The sequence below is a fragment of the Mesorhizobium sp. M0189 genome (assembly GCF_040322135.1).
Taxonomy (GTDB): Bacteria; Pseudomonadota; Alphaproteobacteria; order Rhizobiales; family Rhizobiaceae; genus Mesorhizobium.
The window spans coordinates 16,916-34,042 of the sequence record NZ_JAMYSW010000024.1 but is presented as its reverse complement, the minus strand read 5'-3'; the positions used below and the strand labels follow the sequence as shown (position 1 = coordinate 34,042).

The window sequence follows — 17,127 nt, the reverse complement described above, 5'->3', positions numbered from 1 at the left end:
GCTGATCCTTCCTATCCTGGGAGGAGATGTCATGGCAGTACAGATCGCAGCCGCGTCGCGCAGCGGGCTGAGATCGGCCTTGCCGCTGTTGGCGCCTGCCTATCTCTGGCTGACGGTTGCAATTTTCCTGCCGCTCTCGGCCATGGTCTTCTTCTCCTTCATGACCGATCTGCCGCTATCGGGAAAGCCGTGGGCATTCACGCTCGAAAACTATGCCGCCTTCTTTTCACAAAGCCTTTACCTGACATTGCTGGTGGCCTCGCTGCGCCTCGGCCTCGAGGTGACGCTGTGGTGCATCGTCATCGGTTATCCCGCCGCTTACGTGCTGGCCAAGGTGCTGAAAGGCCGCAGCCGCGAGGCGATTTTCCTGCTCGTCATCCTGCCGTTCTGGTCGAACGGGCTGGTGCGCATCTTCTCGTGGGCGATGGTGCTGCGTGAAGGGGGCATTCTCGACACAGCGCTCAACGCCGTGCTGCCGTTCAAGATCAACATTGATCTCATGTATTCCTATCCGGCCGTCATCATCGGGCTGGTGCACTCCTACGTGCCTTACATGGTGCTGACCTGCTATCTGACCCTGCAGGCCATCGATGACTCGCTGATCGAGGCTGGGCGCTCGCTCGGCGCCTCGCGGCTGCAGGTGCTGAAGCGGGTCATCATTCCGCTGTCGATGCCGGGGCTAGTGGCGGGCGCAGTACTCATCTTCGTGCCGGTCGTTGGCTCGTTCATGGAACCGCGCATCCTCGGCGGCCGCACCGGCACCTTCTACGGCACTGTCATCGAGGACCAGTTCGTTGCCGTGTTCAACTGGCCGCTGGGTGCCGCACTGTCCTTCATCCTGCTGGCTGTGGTGCTGGTCATCCTGGCGGTTACTTCGCCGGTGCTGCGGAGGGCCGCTTAGTGGCGACGACCCGAATCCTGGAATGGCTCGGCCGGGTCTACATTCTGATGCTGCTCGCCTTCCTGTACCTGCCCATCATCATCATGGCGCTGATGTCATTCAACGTCTCGCCCTTTTACCAACTGCCGTTCGAGTGGACGACGGAATGGTATGCCTCGCTCTGGCAGAACAATCAGCTGATCGCGGCCACGCGAAACAGCGTCGAGATCGCCGTCATCACTACCATCATCTGCACCGCGCTCGGCACCGCGGCGTCGCTAGGGCTCTATCGCTACGACTTCCGCGGTAAGAAATTCCTGCAGGCGCTGCTGTTTCCGCCGATCGCCATACCGTGGCTGATCACTGGCACGGCGATGCTGATTTTCTTTTTCGGCGTTGGCATCGGCCGCGGGCTGCATGCCATCCTGCTCGGCCACGTGGCGTTGGCGCTGCCCTATGTCATCGTCGTCGTCTCGGCCCGGCTGCAGACATTTGCGCCAGAGCTCGAAGAGGCGGCGCGCTCGCTCGGCGCCAATCAATGGCAGGTGACGAACCGCGTCACGCTGCCCTGGATCATGCCGGGCGTCATTGCCGGCGGGCTGTTCGCCTTCGCCGTGTCCTTCGACCAGTTCGTCGTCTCCTACTTTCTGTCGACGCCCGGCCAAACGACGCTGCCGGTCGAAATCTACGCGGCGATCCGCAAGGGTTTCACGCCCGAGATCAATGCTGTCTCGACGATCATCATTGTTGTGTCGATGGCGCTGATGCTGCTGACGGCGCGCTTCTTCAAATTCGGCGGAGAGAAATAATGGCGGGCGTGCAGGTATCGAATGTGTCGCGCAGTTTTGGCGCGCACAAGGCGCTGGACGATGTCTCGATCGATTTCGCCGACGGCGGCTTCTACGCCCTGCTCGGTCCCTCCGGCAGCGGCAAGACCACGCTGCTGCGCCAGATCGCAGGCTTCGACTTTCCCGACTCTGGTCGCATCTCCATAGGCGGCGAAAGTGTTGAGCGGGTGCCGGTGGAGAAGCGGCGCATCGGCATGGTGTTCCAGAACTACGCGCTCTTTCCCAATATGAGCGTCTCCGACAATGTCGCCTTCGGACTGTCGGTGCGCGGCGAGCCCAAGGCGGTGATTGCCAGCGAGGTGCAGCGCGCACTCGACCTCGTGCAACTCGGCACGCTCGGTGGTCGCCGGCCGCACCAGCTCTCCGGCGGCCAGCGCCAACGGGTGGCGCTCGCTCGCGCGATCGTCACCACGCCGCGCGTGCTTCTCCTCGACGAGCCGCTCGGCGCGCTCGACAAGGCGCTGCGCGTGGACATGCAAATCGAATTGAAGCGTATTCAGCGCGAGATCGGCATCACCACGATCTTCGTCACCCACGACCAGGAAGAAGCGCTGACGATGAGCGACCGCATCGGCATTCTGCGCGATGGCAAGCTGGTGCAGGAAGGCCCGCCCGAGGAGATCTACGATCGGCCGAAGAGTGAGTTTGCCGCCACCTTCCTGGGCGACGCGAACATCCTTCGCGGCAACGCCACTGGTACGGGCATCCGGCTGCCTGACGGAACGGGGATTGCCGCAAGCGCGGGGGTTACGCTTGTCGCCGGCATGAAGGCGAGCTGCGCCGTGCGGCCCGAACGAATCCGCATCGCCACCAATGCCGGCGTTCCGGACCGAGCCCATGCCAACATACTCACGGGGCGGGTCTCCAAGCGTATCTTCGCCGGCAACAACAGCACATATTTTGTCGATCGCGATGGCCAGACAATCAAGGTCATCGTGCAGAACACCGGCATCGAAAAGCTGGCGGAAGGACAACAGGTGGTGCTGCGCTGGTCGTCCGAGAGTACGGTGCTGATCGACGCGAGCTAGCAGATCCAATCCTTCAGTCTTGCCAGGCGGTCGGCAATCGGGGAAAGCATGGTCGGGCAAACTCCGAAGCGGAATGCTCGATGCCCCTTGAATTGAATGCGGGCGACCAGTCGATGCTGCATGGCGAGCAAGGCTCGGCAGCGGCTGCCGCCATGAAGATCCTGGTCGCCTTCGCGAAGGCGGTCGACGCGCGCAAATTGCTGGACATTGCCGGTGCCCATATCGACGGCTGCCTCTATCACGGCCAGGCCAGCCTCGATTTCGTCGAAAGGCTGATCGAGGGCGGCGGCCGCGTTCGAGTGCCAACGACGCTGAATGTCGGCTCGTTCGATCTGATCCATCCTGGACTGGTGAAGATGACAGCCGCGGAAGAAGTGCCGGCGCGCCGTCTGATGAAGGCGCATCTGGAACTCGGCTGCCAGGCGACTTTCACCTGCGCGCCCTATCAGACGCGGTTTCGGCCAGGGTTTGGCGAGCAGATTGCCTGGGGTGAATCCAACGCCATCGTCTTTGCCAATTCGGTGATCGGTGCGCGGACCAACCGCTATGGCGATTTTATCGATTTGTGCTGCGCAATCACCGGGCGCGCGCCAGCCTGGGGGTTGCACCTGATCGAAAACCGGCGTGGCCAGGTACTGTTCGAGCTGACTGGCGGCCTCGAGCCTACCGACGCCCTGTTTGTCGGCGTCGGGCTGATCGTCGGGCAAAGGAGTGGCGACCGCATTCCGGTGATATCGGGCCTGCCGCCGCCGCGCGACGAGGACCAACTGAAGGCGCTGGGGGCGGCGGCGGCAACGACGGGCGCGGTGGCGCTATTTCATGCCGTCGGCATCACACCGGAGGCGAAGACCCGCGATGAGGCGTTGCACGGCCTGGTGCCGGAGCAAAAAATCCGTATCAGCTGCGCCGACATCGACCATGCTCTGGCCAGGCTATCGAGCGTCCCCGACGGTGTGCTGCTTGCCGCCGTCTCGTTAGGCACGCCGCATTTCTCCTACGAGGAATGGATGCGCCTGTTGCCGTTGCTGCGCGAGGTCGCGCCGGGCAGAGGCGTTCCGATCTATGTCAACACAGGGCGTGCCACCCTGGCGCGGCTGCAGGACGAAGGCGCACTGGCCGGCATGGGAGCATTCGGCCTCGTTCCGGTCGCCGACACCTGCACTTACGTCACCACGATCATCGAGCGGCTCGACGGTGTGGTGATGACCAATTCGGGCAAATGGGCGCATTACGCACCTGGCAATATCGGTGTCTCGGTGGCCTTCGGTGACATGGAGGACTGCGTCCGCTCGGCTGCTGCCGGCCGCGTCGTGCGAGGCGCGCCATGAGGGGGCCGGACAGAACAGGTACATTCCACCTTGCCGGCTCGGCACAAGGCCCGGCGCTGGTGCTTTCGCAGGCGCTCAGCTTCTGGGGCGGAATCGACGTCGAAACGGGCGACATCATCGACCATTCGCACCCGAACCTCGGCGGCAACATCGCCGGCAAGATCCTGGTGATGCCGAGCGGGCGGGGGTCGTCGTCCTCGTCTTCGGTTCTGGCCGAAGCGATCCGCAGGGGCACGGCGCCGGCCGGCATTATCCTGGAGCGGCCGGACCCGATCCTTGCCGTCGGCGCCATCGTTGCCGAATTCCTCTATGAAATCAGCATGCCGCTGGTCGTCTGCGAGATATCAGGCATTGTCTCCGACGACCGGATCGCAATCGATCTGGGCGAAGATGCCCAAGCGATGGTGAGCAAGATCTAGCCGGCCATCAGTCCCGCCGCGCCCCGCCGCCAGTAGGCTGCCGCCAATGTTTCGTTGCGGCCGAGCGTCAGCGTGCCACGCCAGTGTTCGCGCACGGTCCTGGCGGCGGCTGCTTCGGCCGCGAACCAGCCGAATGCCGAACCGGTCGGCCATGCGACCGACCGGATGGCGCGCGCCAGCCTGTCGTCGAGCCCGGCCGGCACGCTATTTCTCGGCAGCCAATGCAGCTCGATACCGGTCTTGTTGTCGATGGCCTGCCGTTCGCCGTCGTCGGCGATCTCTATGAAGGCCACGCCTTTGGTCTCGGCGGGCAGCGTCTCCAGCATGCGGGCCAGCGCCGGCAGGCCGGTTTCGTCGGCGCCCATGAGATACCATGATGCCGGTCGTACCGGACGGCCGACCGGCCCCATGATGCCGATCTTCATGCCAGGCGCCGCCTGCATGGCCCAGCAGGCGCCGACGCTGTCGCCGGGATGGATGAGGAAGTCGACGTCGATGATGCCGTTTTCGACGTCGAGGGCTCGAATGGTATAGACGCGCGCTACCGGGCGCCTGTCGTCCGAGGGCCAGGCCGGCAAGCCATTGCTGCCAAGCACGGGCCAGAGCGGATCGGGGACATCCCTGGTCGGGAACAGCATGCGGATATGCATGCCGCCGAATTTTGCGAAGCGCGTCAAATCCTCGCCGGCGAAGCGGATGCGGCGCATATGCGGGGTCAGGTCGCCGACCTGGGTGACGACCATCTCACGGAACTGCGCAAGGCGGGTTTCTTCGGCGAGATCGCCGGTCCAGACGATCTCGGGTTTTTCTTCCTTGGCATAGACTTCGACAGCGGTAGCCAGCAGGTCCTTGATGCGGGCCAGCCCATCGCGGTCGGCGGCGTTGGCCCGCATCACCAGCCGCTCCATGTCAAGGGACGCGTCGCCGAAGGCGAAGCGGAAGTCGAGCCGCTGCCCCTCGCGCGAGGCATCGGCATCGAAGCTTTGCAGCCTGTCGCTGATGCGGTCGATGTAATGCGGCAGGTTGCGCAGGTTCAAGCGCGCTTCGCAGGCCAGTCCGCTCGCTGATGCTTGCCTCATTCTCAACCTCCGATCCTGCCTGTGAGCGCCACCTTGAAGGTGCGGCCCTTGCCCTGTTCCGTTGCCGCCGTCGTCGACCAGGCGCTTTGCGGGTCGGTGTAGGCGGTGTTGAAGACGTTATCGACGCCGAAATCGAGCTTGGCATGGTCATTGATGCGCCAGTTGGCAAAGACGTTGACCAGGTCGAAGCCTTCATCGACCACGGGCGGCGCGTCGGGGTTGGTGCGGCTTGTCCGGGTGATCTTGCCGACGCTGAGATATTGCGCACCGACGGTGAACTGGTCCTCCAGCATGCGGAAACCGACGGTCGCCGAGAAGCGGTCGAGCGGCGTGTTGTTCAGCGCCTGGCCGGAGTAAACGCCGCTGACGACCTTGGCGTCGATCAGGGCGCCGGCGAGGTTCACGAAACCCCAGCCATAGTCGTAGACGGCCTCGGCCTCGATGCCCTTCAGCCGTGCGTCGCCGATGTTGATCGCCGTGCGCGGCAACACAGTGAGGTCGACGTCGATATAATCTTCGACGGCGGTGTGGAAGACGTTGACCTTGGCACGAAACAGGTCACCCGCGGCCAGCACATCGTCATATCTAAGATTGATCCCGGCTTCCCAGTTCTTCGCCGTTTCGGGCTGCAGAAGCAGGTTGGGCTGGTAGCTGTCGCCGCCGCCATGCGCGCCGCCGCCGCGGTAGACGTCCTGCAGGCCCGGCGCCCGGTAGCCTTCCGAATAGGTGCCGTAAAGCTGGAAACCTTCCAATGGCGTTAACCCGACGGTGAGGCGCGGCGACCAGCGGTCGCCGGAAATCGAGGCTTCCGCCGGCGGCACGGTCTTTGTCTCACCGTCGAGTTGATAGCCGTCATAGCGCATGGCGGCGATGAGCTGCAGCCAGTTCTCATAGTCGCCCTGCCATTGCAGGAAGCCACCATAGCCCTGCTGTTCGCCGGCGCCGAAATGCGCGGCGTCCGACGAAGCCTTCAGATAGTAGTAATCGAGGCCGTAGGTGAGGGTGTGAGCGATCTCCCAGGCATCGAAGCGTGAGGAGTTCTTCAGGTTGAAGCCGCTCGTGGCGACGTCGTAGTAGCGGAAGTTGCCGATCGCCGTTGCCGGCCAGACCTGCGTCTGCTCGGCGCGCGTGCGGTTGTGGTAGGCGTTGACACTGAGGTCGACCAGCTCGTTGTCGTCCGGCCTCCACGTATAGCCAGCCGTGTAGGTCTGGTTGGTCGTGTCGGTGTCGTAGCGGCTCAGCGTCGGCGAGGTCGAGCCGCTCGATCCGGTGACCTGGTCGCTGTAGCGCTGAAGGATCGCGCCGAGCTTGAGCTCGTGGCCGTCGGCGGGCCGCAGGGTCGCCTTCACATAGCCGCTGGTGATGCTCTCTCCGGTCCATGGCACGGTGTCGCCATTGCCATCGGTGTAGCTGTCGCGGTCGCGGTAAATGACGTTGCCGATGATGTCGGCGTCGTCGCTGAAACGGTAGGCACCGGTGGTGCTGGTGGTGAAGCCGTCGCCATTACCCTCATAGCCCAGCTTTTCGCTCAGCGCCCAGCGTTCCTCCTGCTTGAGGAAATCGCCGGCATCCCTGGTTTCGAAGGAGACGACGCCGCCGATGCCGCCCGAACCATAGGCATTCGAGACCGGGCCGCGAATGACGGTCGCTTCCTTGATCAGTTCCGGCTCGACATAGAATGAGCCCGAGCCGTGGCCGACGCGCCAGTAATCCTGGCGGGCGCCGTCGAGCGTCACCACCACGCGGCCATATTGTTCGAGGCCGCGAATGTTGATGGCGGTCGCCGGATCGTCGCCGTTCATCGAGGCGGCAACGCCGGGCGTGGTGCGGAACATGTCGGCGGCGGTGTCTGGCTGGATGCGTTCGAGTTCTTCCTGATCGACGGCGCTGATGGCGGCCATCGATTCGATGATCGCCGTCTTGATCATCGTCGCCGAGATGGTGATCAGGTCGAGCACGGTCGGCTCGTTCTGCCCAGTCCTGGCCTGCTGGGGCGGCTTGACCGGCCGGTCGGCCTTGGCGGCGGCGCCCTTCTTCTCCGGCTCCTGTGCTGCGGCGGGCGGCGCGGCACACAGGCCGAGCGCGAAGGCGAGCGCGGTGCACGCCATCAAGGTTTTGTTGCTTGTCAGTTTCATGCGTGCAGCCCCGGAAAAGCAAAGATTGCTGGCGGCGGCCGTTGGCCCTGGCTGGCATGATGGAGAAGCCTCGACACGCGGGCCGGGCAGGGCTACTTATTAAAACATGATGATAATAGTCAACTTAATTTTACAGGCCGCGACCATGACCGAATTATCTAAAATGGAGCAGCGAAACGGCGGGGTCTGCAGCGGTAGACGGTGGAGGCAGACGCGCTGGTTTCAATTGGGCGGGATGGTGGCGGTGCTGATGCTGGCGCTTTCTGCTCTTGCGCCGTCTTGCGGCTTCAAGGCGCTGGCCGCCGAGACGATTGTCGATGCATCGGGGCGCACCGTCGCGACCGGTCCGGGAACCAGGATCCTGACACTCGGTTCCGATGTTACCGAGATCGTCGATGCGCTGGGTGCCGGCGAGCGGATCATCGCCGTCGATCGCGGCAGCAAATATCCCGCTTCCGTCGCGCAAAAGCCCAATGTCGGCTACCGGCGCAGTTGTCCGCCGAAGGCTTGGTCGCGCTTCGCCCGGACCTGATCCTGGCGGCCGAAGACAGTGGGCCGCCGGAGGCGATCGAAGTGCTCAAATCGCTGGCGATCCCGATTGTTCTTGTCCCGGAAGACAACAGTCCTCAAGGCATCGACCACAAGATTACGTTGATCGCTGCCTCGCTCCACCTCGAGGACAAGGGCAGGAAGGTTTCAAGGCAAGTGCTCGACGCCTTCCAGGCCGCTGCCGACCTGGCCGCGAAAATGCCGGCCGAGCGCCGCAAGAAGGTGGTGTTCTTCCACGGCCTCGTGCGGCTGAGTGCTGCCGGTGCGGGCACTGCGGCCGACGCGATCATCCGCTATGCCGGCGGCATCAATCGATGGCCGTAATGCAGGGTTACAAGGCAGCGTCGGAGGAGAAGCTGATCGAAATGGCGCCCGACGTCATCCTGATGATGAGCGACGGCAAGGGCGGACCCACCGCCGAGCAGGTGTTCGCCACGCGCGCGCTGAGCGCCACGCCGGCGGCGAAGGCAAAGGCGCTGATCGTATTGGACGGCGCCTATATGGTCGGCTTTGGCCCGCGCACCGCCGATGCAGTCCGCGACCTGGCGCAGGCGCTGTATTCGGAGACAGCAGACGCCGACTAAGTCATGAACTTTATGACGTCATGTTCAGTGGGTACTCGCGCCCCATCTGCCCCAAGCTTCCGTTCAGATCTCCGGGATGCTTTCCCTAAAGATCACCTGCAGCCTTGGCTGGTGCAGTTCGTAAGGCAATCCCCTGACCGCATGGGTCAAGGTGTTGAGCGCTTCGCGGGCTTCGACGCGCGGGTTCTGGTCGATGACCGCGTCGAGCGTGCCGTCGAGCAAAAGCTCCTTGGTGCCTTCCGTTACTTCATGGCCGAGAAAGACCGTCGACAGTGCACGCCCGCGTTCCCGTAGCGCGCGGGCGATGCCGGTGTTGCCGGCGCCGACATTGTAGATGGCGGCCAGGTCCGGGTGCCGATCCAGCAGGGCGGAAGCCTCCGAATAGGCCTTTTCCCGATCGTCGAGCATTTCGCGCATCTCGACGATCTGCAGATTGGGCGATTCTTCCGTCAGTATGTGGCGGAAGCCCATCTCGCGCTCTTCGTGGCCGCGGTAGGAGAGCGAACCGGCGAACAGCGCGACCTTGCCCGGACGCCCTGCACCCATGAAGCGGTTGAGCAGGTAGCCGGCGAGCCGGCCGGCGGCGCGGTTGTCGATGCCGATATAGGCGACCCGCGGCACATGCAGGATGTCGGAAGCGATGGTAACGACCTTGACCCCGCTGGCCGAAAGCGAGCGGATCGCCTCGCGCACCGTCGGATGGTCGAGTGCGATCACACCGACGCCTTGCGTCTGTCCGTGCAATTCCTGCAGCAGCCGGGCAAGCCGGTCCGGATTGAAGCCTTCGATAGTGGCGACGCGGACGTCGAGGTCCGGCCGCGACTGCGCCTGCGCCTCGATCTGGCGGTGCAGCATCTTGATGAAGGAATTGGTGCCGGCGGGCAGGGCGAAATCGAGCCGTATAACCTCACCAGGTATCGCGTTGCGCGAGTTCGGATTATTCGAATTTTCAGCGATATAGCCAAGCCGTTGCGCCGTTTCGAGCACGACCTCGCGGGTGCGCGCCCTGACCCCGGCGCGGTTGTTGAGCACACGGTCGACCGTAGCGGCGGAAACGCCGGCTTCCCGGGCTATGTCTGTCAGGGTGGACCGCACTGTCGATCACCTCATTCCAAAATGCGCCAAGGGCGCATCGAGATTACGCATTTCATGGGTCCGCTGTCGAAGCGGCAGCTTCATCGCCAGCCGCGATTCTGATGGGAAATGATGTAACCAGCCTTGGCCGATACGCAAGCTGCCGCGCTACACCAAAATGCCGAAACGGACCAAAGCGGGGAGGTGGGCAGCCTGGCTCCCTCAAATTCAAGCACCGGCTTCAGTGTGAGTGCCTTGATACACGCCATTCGTCCCCTCCCATGAGATGTTATGAGGTGTCTTGATTATTTATGATGTTGACAGGCTTCGTATAGTGCCGTCAATATCCATCATAAGGGCCGTGGAGGAACAAGGCCCTGAGGGAGGAGTTCCAATGTCGAATTTGATCCGCGTGTCGCGGCGCCGTTTGCTGGCGTCCGGTGGAAAGGCGGCAGTCCTTGTTGCTGCCGCAGGTATCGCACCGAAATTCATTCGCCCAAGCCGTGCCTATGCGGCCGATGCCCTGGCGCCCGGCATGATCGGTGGCCCGACGGGCTTCGACGGCTCGGAGCGCTATCAATATGGCGCCGACACGCCCGAGGGCCGCGCCATTGAGGCGGCCAAGGCGATGAAGGGCGCCGGCAAGGCGCCGGCCAAGATCGTGCTTGGCCTGTCCGATGGTTCGATCGGCCAATTGACACAGCCGTTTCCGGCCGGTGCGCCGTCGATCAAGGATCTCTGGGAGAAGGAAACCGGTATTCCGCTCGAGATCGTCGGTGTGCCGAATGGCCAGGAATTCACCAAGACGATGCAGGACATCTCCACCAAGGGTGGGGCGTATGACATCTACGCGGTCGAATGGAACCGTCTTGGCGACCTCGCCGAAACCGGGGGCATCCTCAAGCTCGACGACTTCGTCGCGCAGTACAAGCCGGAATGGGACGATCCCGAGCGCGGCTATGTCAATGGCGCCAAGGGCGTCTCGCTGCTCAATCAGTATCGCGGCTCGACCTATGGCGTGTCGCTGGATGGCGACTTCCAGACCTGGGTCTACCGCACCGATCTGTTCGGCGACGCAGCCGAGAAGAAGGCCTTCTCCGACAAATACGACTATGAACTGGCGGCGCCGAAGACCTGGAAGCAGCATGACGAGATCGCAGCCTTCTTCCAGCGCCCGGACAAGGGCCTGTTCGGCTCGACCGATCTGCGCAACCAGGGCTGGGGCTATACCAACTGGTATCAGCGTTATGTCTCAATGGCTTCGCCCAATCAGTTCTTGTTCGACGATACCGGCAAGCCGCTGATCAATTCGGAGCAAGGTATTGCGGCGACCAGCGAGTACATCGCGTCGCTTGCGCACCATTCGCCGGATGCGATCTCCTGGGGCTGGCCGGAGCAGTACGGCAATTTCGCAAAGGGCGGTGCGGCCATGACCTGCGCCTTCTCCAATCTGCCGAAATTCCTCGATAATGCCGGCAACAAGGATTCAGCTGTCACCGGCAAGATCGGCTCGATGCTGCCGCCCGGCCGCGAGATCGAGGGCAAGCTGGTCAGCCGTTCGGTGCTGTGGCTCAATCTGTCGGCGTCGGTGTCTTCGCAGGCCAAGAACCCGGAGGCCTGCTACCTGTTCCTGCAATGGCTGGGATCTAGTCGCATCTATGCGTGGATGACCGCCAACCCGGGCGGTTACTTCGATCCGTTCCGGCTGTCGGATTTCTCCGATCCGCTGGTCCGCCAGACCTATCATGCTTACCACATGGACGTGGTGCGCGAGACGGTCGCCCGCACCGTGCCCACCATCAACTATCCCGGCGCCACCGCCTTCCACAATGCGCTGGACGAGAACCTCGTCGCCGCGCTGACCAAGGCCAAGACAGCAGAGCAGGCGATGGCCGACACCGAGGCCGAGTGGAAGAAGATTGCCCGCCGCACCGGCGAGGAGAAGCTTCTCGAAGCCATCAAGACCAACAAGGAGGCCTGGCCCACCGTTCTCGATCCGATCGCCTGATCCTCCCGGATCTTACCAAGAGGGGAGGAGTGATTGCTCTTCCCCTCGATAACGAAGGACCCAGCAAAGCCGCAAGATGAAGCGTTCAGTTCCTTTCGAGATATTCCGCTATGCCGCGATCTTTGCGGCAATGGCGGTGACGCTGGTGCCGATCCTGTGGATGATGTCGATGGCGTTCAAGCCGATCGCCGAATGGTCGGCGACCGGCGCCGACCTGACCTGGTGGCCGAAGAACCCGACACTCAGCAATTTCCGCTTCGTCTTCGGTGAATCGACCAACAATCTTATCGTCGCGCTCGACCGCACAGCTTTGAAGCCGATCCTGTCGTCGCTGCTGTCGGCCACGTTCGGCACGGCGATCGCCATGTCGGCGGGCACAGCGGCGGCCTACGGGCTGTCGCGCTTCAACTCGGGCCAGAACCTGCCGCTGGCGCTGATCCAGCTTCGCCTGTTTCCGCCGATGGCGGTCATGACCCCGGTGATGATCATGTGGGCCTTCCTCAACTTCACCGACAGCTGGTGGGGGCTGTCGCTGATCTACGGCATCGTCACGCTGCCTTTCGCCTTCTGGCTGATGAAGACCTTCTTCGACGACATGCCGCGCGAGATCGAGGAGGCGGCACTGGTCGAGGGCTGTTCGCGGTGGCGCGTCTTCACCCGCATCACGCTGCCGATGATGCGGGCGCCGCTGGCCAGTGCCGCGCTGTTCGTCTTCATCCTCAACTGGTCGGACTATCTGATTGCGCTGCTTCTGACGACGCGCGAATGGGTCACGGTCCCGGTCTACATGGCCTCGCTGTCCTCCTCGATGACCGGACAGCTCTACGGCGCCAAGGCAGCTCTCGGCCTGATCGCCGCGGTGCCGCCGGTGATCATGGGCATCGCCATCCAGCGTCATCTGGTGCGCGGGCTGACCTTCGGGGCGCTCAAGCAATGAGCTCGGTGACAGCCACGATTTCGGAGGGCGACATGCAAGCCTCCAAGGCGGCGTCGGTGTTGCCGGACGAGGGCGCGCGGCTCGGATTCCGGCTGACCCTGCCGGCGCAGATCCTGGTGCTGTTCATCGCCGTCTTCCCGCTGCTGATGCAGCTCTACATCAGCCTGACCGACTGGTCGCCGCTGTCGGGCACCGGCTGGTGGAATGCCTGGTCGATGTGGAACAGTTTCGCCAATTACACCGACCTTGCCGCGGACGCGCGCTTCTGGAGCGCGCTGAAGCGCACGGCCATCGTCATGATCGTCTGCGTGCCGGCGGAGTTCCTGCTCGGCCTCGCGCTGGCGACGCTGTTTGCGGACGAATTTCCCGGCAAGCGGATCTTCTATTCGATCCTCTTGATGCCGATGATGGTGGTGCCGGCGGTGGCCGGCTACATGTTCTTCATGCTGTTTCAGTCGGGCGGCCCGGTCAACGACATCCTGTCGGCGATGTCAGGCTTTCCCGTCACCATCGCCTGGCTCTCGGATCCGACGCTGGCGCTGATCGCGGTGATGGTCGCCGACATCTGGCAGTGGACGCCGCTAATGTTCCTGATCCTGCTTGCCGGCCTGGTCGGCGTGCCGGAGGACCAGATCAAGGCGGCGACGCTGCTCGGCGCCAACCCCTGGCAGCGCTTCGTCACCATCGTGCTGCCGAAGATGAAGACGATCATCATCATTGCGCTGGCGATCCGGGTGATCGAGAACTTCAAAATATTCGACACCCTCTACATCATGACCGGCGGCGGTCCCGGGGTCGCTACCGAAACCATCTCCGTTTACATCTACAAGCTCACCACGCAGGACCTGATCTGGAGCTATGTGGCGGCAATCGCGCTGGCCATATTGATCGTGCTGTCCATCGCCGCTGTGTTTGCCATGAAACGCATGGCCCGGGTACGCGAGGTGGCGGCATGAGCACGATCCATCTGCAAAACCTTGTCAAGAAATTTGGCGACTTCACTGCGCTGCAGACGATGGATCTGGCCATTGCCGACGGCGAGTTCATGGCGCTGCTCGGGCCGTCCGGCTGCGGCAAGTCGACGACGATGAACATGATCGCCGGCATGGAAGAGCCGACCAGCGGCAAGATCCTGTTCGGCGAACGCGACATGGCCGGCGTGCCGATGGGGCGGCGCGGCGTCGGCTTCGTCTTCCAGAACTATGCGATCTTCACTCATATGAGCGTGCGGCAGAACCTCGCCTACGGCCCGAAAATGCGCGGCGCACCAAAGGCCGAGATCGACCGCCGCGTCGGCGCCATTGCCGAGATGCTGCAGCTGACGCCGCTGCTCGACCGCAAGGCCGACCGGCTTTCGGTCAACATATTGCAGCGGGTGGCGATTGGCCGTTCGGCGATCATGGAGCCGGCGATCTTCCTGCTCGACGAGCCACTGTCCAATGTCGACGCCGCCTTCCGGGCGGTGATGCGGACCGAATTAAAGCAACTGCAGCGGCAGTTCCGGCAGACCATGGTCTACGTCACCCACGATCAGCTCGAAGCGATGACCATGGCCGACCGCATCGCGGTGATGGACCACGGCGTGCTGCAGCAGGTCGGCACGCCACTGGAAGTCTACAACAACCCGGCCAACGTCTTCGTCGCCCGCTTCATCGGTGCGCCGGGCATGAACCTGCTCAAGGGCTGGTTGGCGGAAAGTGACCGTGGCCTGGTCGTCGATCTTGGCCCACTCGGGGCGACGCCGCCGCTGCCGGTCGAGATCGCCGATGCCGCCAGCCGGATGCGCGGCGAGGTGTTTTATGGCTTTCGACCGGAGCAGGTGACGCTGGCCGAAAGCGGCCGTGGCCTCTGCATGCCGGTGAGTTTCGTCGAGCGGATCGGCGCGCGCACCATCATCCATCTTGGCGAGGGAGAGACCGCGGTGAAGGCGGTGTTCGACAATGATGTCGGGCTGGCGATCGGGCAGACAGCCGTCGTCGCGCCTGCGGCGGAGGCGGTGCGCGTCTTCGACGCCGCTACCGGCCTTGCGTTGAGAGCAGGTTGAGATGGCCGATATCGTTTTCCGTAATGTGACAAAACGCTATGGCGGCACGCTGGCTGTCGACGATGCCTCGTTCGCGGTCAACGACAACGAGTTCTTCTGCTTCTTCGGGCCGCCGCTGTCGGGCAAGTCGACGATACTCCGTCTGGTGCTCGGGCTGGAAACCCCGGACACGGGCGAGATCCTGATTGGCGGCAAGCCGGTCAACACGGTGTCGCCGGCGGAGCGCAATGTCGCCATGGTGTTCCAGAATCTGGCGCTGTTCCCGCATATGAGCGCGCGCGACAACATCCGTTTTCCTTTGGTCGAGCGGAAGGTGGCAGAAGCCGAGATCGAAAAACGCGTCGCCGATGTCGCGGCCAAGCTGCATATCAGACATATCCTGCACAAACCGCCGGCGCAGCTTTCCGGCGGTGAGCGGCAGCGCGTCGCGATCGCCCGCGCGCTGGTGCGTGATCCGGCTGCCTATTTGATGGACGATCCGATCTCGGCGCTCGACGCCCGGCTGCGCGAGGAGACGCGCGTCGAGCTCAAGCGCATCCAGCGCGAGCTCGGCAAGACGCTGATCTATGTCACGCACGACCAGGAAGAGGCGATGTCGGTCGCCGACCGCATGGCCATACTGGAGAGCGGCAAGATCAGGCAGATCGGCGCGCCGGCCGAGATCTATGACCGGCCGGCCAGCACCTATGTGGCGCGGCTGCTCGGCTCGCCGATGATGAACATATTGAAGTCGGTGCACGGCGCGGAAGGCGTGGAGGCGGCCGAAGGCACGATCCGCATCGCGGACAAGGCGGCGCCGGCCGATGCCGTCGAGATCGGGCTCAGGCCGGAAGACATCAAGGTCAAGGCCTGGTCGGATGGAATCTCGGACGGGGGCGCGGGCCGCCCGGCGCGAGTGTTCGAGGTCGAGCCGCTCGGCGGCTACACCGTGGTGACGCTCGCCGCCGGGCAGGCGCGCCTGCGGGCGCTGTTGCGCGGCCAGCCGGACATCAGGCCGGACGCGATGGTGGCGATATCCTGCGAGCCGGGCAGGGTGCATTATTTCGGGCAAAGCGGGGAAGCGCTGGCAAGATGACGGCGGCTGCAAGAAACGAGCTTCGGGAGGAACATATGGCAAGCGAAGAAATAGCGGGCAACGGCTTCGAGCCGGACGTTAAAGTCCGCACCAGGGAATACAGGATCGGCTGCGTCGGCGCCGGTATGATCATGGCCGAATGTCACCTTGCCGCCTACAAGGAAGCCGGTTTTCCGGTGGTGGCGATCGCCTCGCGCACCAAGGCCAGCGCCGAGAAGGTCGCCAAGCGCTGGGATATCCCGACCGTCCATAACACGCCGGAACAACTCATCGAGGACAAGAACGTCGAGATCATCGATCTTGCCTTTCCGCCGGACCAGCAGCCGGCGCTGATCCGCCATGCGCTGAACCAAGCACATATCAAGGCGATCCTGGCGCAGAAGCCACTGGCGCTGTCGCTCGATGAAGCCGTCAAACTGCGCGACGAGGCGGCCAAGGCCGGCAAGATCCTCTCGGTCAACCAGAACATGCGTTACGACCAGTCGATGCGCGTCTTGAAGCAGATCATCGACAGCGGCGCGCTCGGCGACATCGTCTTCGCCCAGATCGACATGCATGCGATCCCGCACTGGCAGACCTTCCTCGAGGACTATGACCGGCTGACGCTCGCCAATATGAGCGTCCACCATCTCGACGTACTGCGCTTCTTGTTCGGCGATCCCCTGGAGATCACCACCCTGACCCGCAAGGATCCGCGCACCCGCTTTGATCATTCGGACGGCATCATCGTGTCGACGCTGCGGTTCCCGTCCGGCGTGCTCGCCGTATCGCTGGAGGATGTCTGGTCCGGTCCGCGCCAGGAGGGCTACCAGGACGACCAGCACATCAACTGGCGCGTCGACGGCACCAAGGGTGTCGCCAAAGGCACCATCGGCTGGCCGACGGGCGCTGCGTCGACGCTGACCTACGCCTCGACCGAGACCACCGATGGTCAATGGGTGACACCCAGCTGGGACACGATGTGGTTCCCGCATGCTTTCATCGGCGTCATGGAGCAGCTTCAGCACGCGGTTAAGACGGGCGAGCCGCCAGCGCTGTCCGTCGCGGACAATGTCAAGACCATGGCGCTGGTCGAAGCCGGCTACCGCTCGATCGACAAAGGCCGGACGGTCAAGCTTTCCGAAATATCAACTGACTGA

General features: G+C 63.4%; 17 protein-coding genes. 14 read left to right on the top strand and 3 right to left on the bottom strand.

Annotated features, from left to right (window positions below; translation table 11 throughout):
* Positions 1–31 precede the first annotated feature (31 nt).
* The 5 genes from NKJ09_RS28800 to NKJ09_RS28780 all read left to right on the top strand — a co-directional run bounded on the left by NKJ09_RS28800 (position 32) and on the right by NKJ09_RS28780 (position 4,503).
* Entirely contained in the window at positions 32–901 is an 870-nt protein-coding gene (locus NKJ09_RS28800) for an ABC transporter permease (protein ID WP_352481611.1), read from the top strand.
* Positions 901–1,689, top strand: a complete 789-nt coding sequence (locus NKJ09_RS28795) for an ABC transporter permease (RefSeq protein ID WP_031194613.1) — start codon at positions 901–903, stop codon at positions 1,687–1,689. Before NKJ09_RS28800 ends, NKJ09_RS28795 begins: the two co-directional genes overlap by 1 nt.
* A complete protein-coding gene (locus NKJ09_RS28790; RefSeq protein ID WP_023721291.1) occupies positions 1,689–2,756 on the top strand; it encodes an ABC transporter ATP-binding protein in 1,068 nt (355 codons plus the stop codon). The genes NKJ09_RS28795 and NKJ09_RS28790 overlap by 1 nt, the downstream gene beginning before the upstream one ends.
* Positions 2,757–2,836: 80 nt before the next feature.
* The gene (locus NKJ09_RS28785) at positions 2,837–4,084 is read left to right on the top strand and encodes an aconitase X (RefSeq protein WP_352496039.1); all 1,248 of its coding nucleotides are present in this window, start codon (positions 2,837–2,839) and stop codon (positions 4,082–4,084) included.
* On the top strand, positions 4,081–4,503 hold the full coding sequence (locus NKJ09_RS28780; RefSeq protein ID WP_352496040.1) for an aconitase X swivel domain-containing protein: 423 nt from the start codon (positions 4,081–4,083) through the stop codon (positions 4,501–4,503). The genes NKJ09_RS28785 and NKJ09_RS28780 overlap by 4 nt, the downstream gene beginning before the upstream one ends.
* Here the strand turns inward: NKJ09_RS28780 and NKJ09_RS28775 are convergent.
* A complete protein-coding gene (locus NKJ09_RS28775) occupies positions 4,500–5,582 on the bottom strand; it encodes an SIP domain-containing protein (protein ID WP_352496041.1) in 1,083 nt (360 codons plus the stop codon). The genes NKJ09_RS28780 and NKJ09_RS28775 overlap by 4 nt on opposite strands.
* 2 nt (positions 5,583–5,584) lie before the next feature.
* The gene (locus NKJ09_RS28770) at positions 5,585–7,717 is read right to left on the bottom strand and encodes a TonB-dependent hemoglobin/transferrin/lactoferrin family receptor (protein WP_352589779.1); all 2,133 of its coding nucleotides are present in this window, start codon (positions 7,715–7,717) and stop codon (positions 5,585–5,587) included.
* Positions 7,718–7,967: 250 nt separating this feature from the next.
* Between NKJ09_RS28770 and NKJ09_RS28765 the strand changes: the two genes are divergently transcribed.
* From NKJ09_RS28765 to NKJ09_RS28755, 3 genes are read left to right on the top strand one after another with little or no spacing between them, the layout of a single operon-like run.
* Positions 7,968–8,249 carry a hypothetical protein gene (locus tag NKJ09_RS28765; RefSeq protein ID WP_352481605.1) on the top strand — a complete coding sequence of 94 codons (282 nt, stop codon included), beginning with the start codon at positions 7,968–7,970 and terminating at the stop codon, positions 8,247–8,249.
* The gene (locus NKJ09_RS28760; protein WP_352481604.1) at positions 8,225–8,590 is read left to right on the top strand and encodes an ABC transporter substrate-binding protein; all 366 of its coding nucleotides are present in this window, start codon (positions 8,225–8,227) and stop codon (positions 8,588–8,590) included. The genes NKJ09_RS28765 and NKJ09_RS28760 overlap by 25 nt, the downstream gene beginning before the upstream one ends.
* Positions 8,581–8,850 carry a hypothetical protein gene (locus NKJ09_RS28755; RefSeq protein ID WP_352481603.1) on the top strand — a complete coding sequence of 90 codons (270 nt, stop codon included), beginning with the start codon at positions 8,581–8,583 and terminating at the stop codon, positions 8,848–8,850. The genes NKJ09_RS28760 and NKJ09_RS28755 overlap by 10 nt, the downstream gene beginning before the upstream one ends.
* Positions 8,851–8,913: 63 nt before the next feature.
* Here NKJ09_RS28755 and NKJ09_RS28750 read toward each other — a convergent pair whose 3' ends face one another.
* The gene (locus NKJ09_RS28750) at positions 8,914–9,945 is read right to left on the bottom strand and encodes a LacI family DNA-binding transcriptional regulator (protein WP_023721287.1); all 1,032 of its coding nucleotides are present in this window, start codon (positions 9,943–9,945) and stop codon (positions 8,914–8,916) included.
* 373 nt (positions 9,946–10,318) lie between these two features.
* Between NKJ09_RS28750 and NKJ09_RS28745 the strand changes: the two genes are divergently transcribed.
* From NKJ09_RS28745 to NKJ09_RS28720, 6 genes are all read left to right on the top strand, one after another.
* Positions 10,319–11,932, top strand: a complete 1,614-nt coding sequence (locus tag NKJ09_RS28745; protein ID WP_352764268.1) for an extracellular solute-binding protein — start codon at positions 10,319–10,321, stop codon at positions 11,930–11,932.
* Between the two features lie 76 nt (positions 11,933–12,008).
* The gene (locus tag NKJ09_RS28740) at positions 12,009–12,869 is read left to right on the top strand and encodes a carbohydrate ABC transporter permease (protein WP_023721285.1); all 861 of its coding nucleotides are present in this window, start codon (positions 12,009–12,011) and stop codon (positions 12,867–12,869) included.
* Complete coding sequence (locus NKJ09_RS28735; protein WP_352481600.1) at positions 12,866–13,825, top strand: carbohydrate ABC transporter permease; 960 nt, start codon at positions 12,866–12,868, stop codon at positions 13,823–13,825. The genes NKJ09_RS28740 and NKJ09_RS28735 overlap by 4 nt, the downstream gene beginning before the upstream one ends.
* Positions 13,822–14,913, top strand: a complete 1,092-nt coding sequence (locus NKJ09_RS28730) for an ABC transporter ATP-binding protein (RefSeq protein ID WP_352481599.1) — start codon at positions 13,822–13,824, stop codon at positions 14,911–14,913. The genes NKJ09_RS28735 and NKJ09_RS28730 overlap by 4 nt, the downstream gene beginning before the upstream one ends.
* A 1-nt stretch (position 14,914) precedes the next feature.
* Complete coding sequence (locus tag NKJ09_RS28725; RefSeq protein WP_352481598.1) at positions 14,915–15,988, top strand: ABC transporter ATP-binding protein; 1,074 nt, start codon at positions 14,915–14,917, stop codon at positions 15,986–15,988.
* Between the two features lie 35 nt (positions 15,989–16,023).
* Positions 16,024–17,127 carry a Gfo/Idh/MocA family protein gene (locus NKJ09_RS28720; protein WP_352481597.1) on the top strand — a complete coding sequence of 368 codons (1,104 nt, stop codon included), beginning with the start codon at positions 16,024–16,026 and terminating at the stop codon, positions 17,125–17,127.

Coding starts and splice junctions, on each gene's coding strand:
- NKJ09_RS28800 (WP_352481611.1), top strand. CDS start 32: ATGGCAGTACAGATCGCAGCCGCGTCGCGCAGCGGGCTGAGATCGGCC.
- NKJ09_RS28790 (WP_023721291.1), top strand. CDS start 1,689: ATGGCGGGCGTGCAGGTATCGAATGTGTCGCGCAGTTTTGGCGCGCAC.
- NKJ09_RS28785 (WP_352496039.1), top strand. CDS start 2,837: ATGCCCCTTGAATTGAATGCGGGCGACCAGTCGATGCTGCATGGCGAG.
- NKJ09_RS28780 (WP_352496040.1), top strand. CDS start 4,081: ATGAGGGGGCCGGACAGAACAGGTACATTCCACCTTGCCGGCTCGGCA.
- NKJ09_RS28775 (WP_352496041.1), bottom strand. CDS start 5,582: ATGAGGCAAGCATCAGCGAGCGGACTGGCCTGCGAAGCGCGCTTGAAC.
- NKJ09_RS28770 (WP_352589779.1), bottom strand. CDS start 7,717: ATGAAACTGACAAGCAACAAAACCTTGATGGCGTGCACCGCGCTCGCC.
- NKJ09_RS28765 (WP_352481605.1), top strand. CDS start 7,968: ATGCTGGCGCTTTCTGCTCTTGCGCCGTCTTGCGGCTTCAAGGCGCTG.
- NKJ09_RS28755 (WP_352481603.1), top strand. CDS start 8,581: ATGGCCGTAATGCAGGGTTACAAGGCAGCGTCGGAGGAGAAGCTGATC.
- NKJ09_RS28745 (WP_352764268.1), top strand. CDS start 10,319: ATGTCGAATTTGATCCGCGTGTCGCGGCGCCGTTTGCTGGCGTCCGGT.
- NKJ09_RS28740 (WP_023721285.1), top strand. CDS start 12,009: ATGAAGCGTTCAGTTCCTTTCGAGATATTCCGCTATGCCGCGATCTTT.
- NKJ09_RS28735 (WP_352481600.1), top strand. CDS start 12,866: ATGAGCTCGGTGACAGCCACGATTTCGGAGGGCGACATGCAAGCCTCC.
- NKJ09_RS28730 (WP_352481599.1), top strand. CDS start 13,822: ATGAGCACGATCCATCTGCAAAACCTTGTCAAGAAATTTGGCGACTTC.
- NKJ09_RS28725 (WP_352481598.1), top strand. CDS start 14,915: ATGGCCGATATCGTTTTCCGTAATGTGACAAAACGCTATGGCGGCACG.
- NKJ09_RS28720 (WP_352481597.1), top strand. CDS start 16,024: ATGGCAAGCGAAGAAATAGCGGGCAACGGCTTCGAGCCGGACGTTAAA.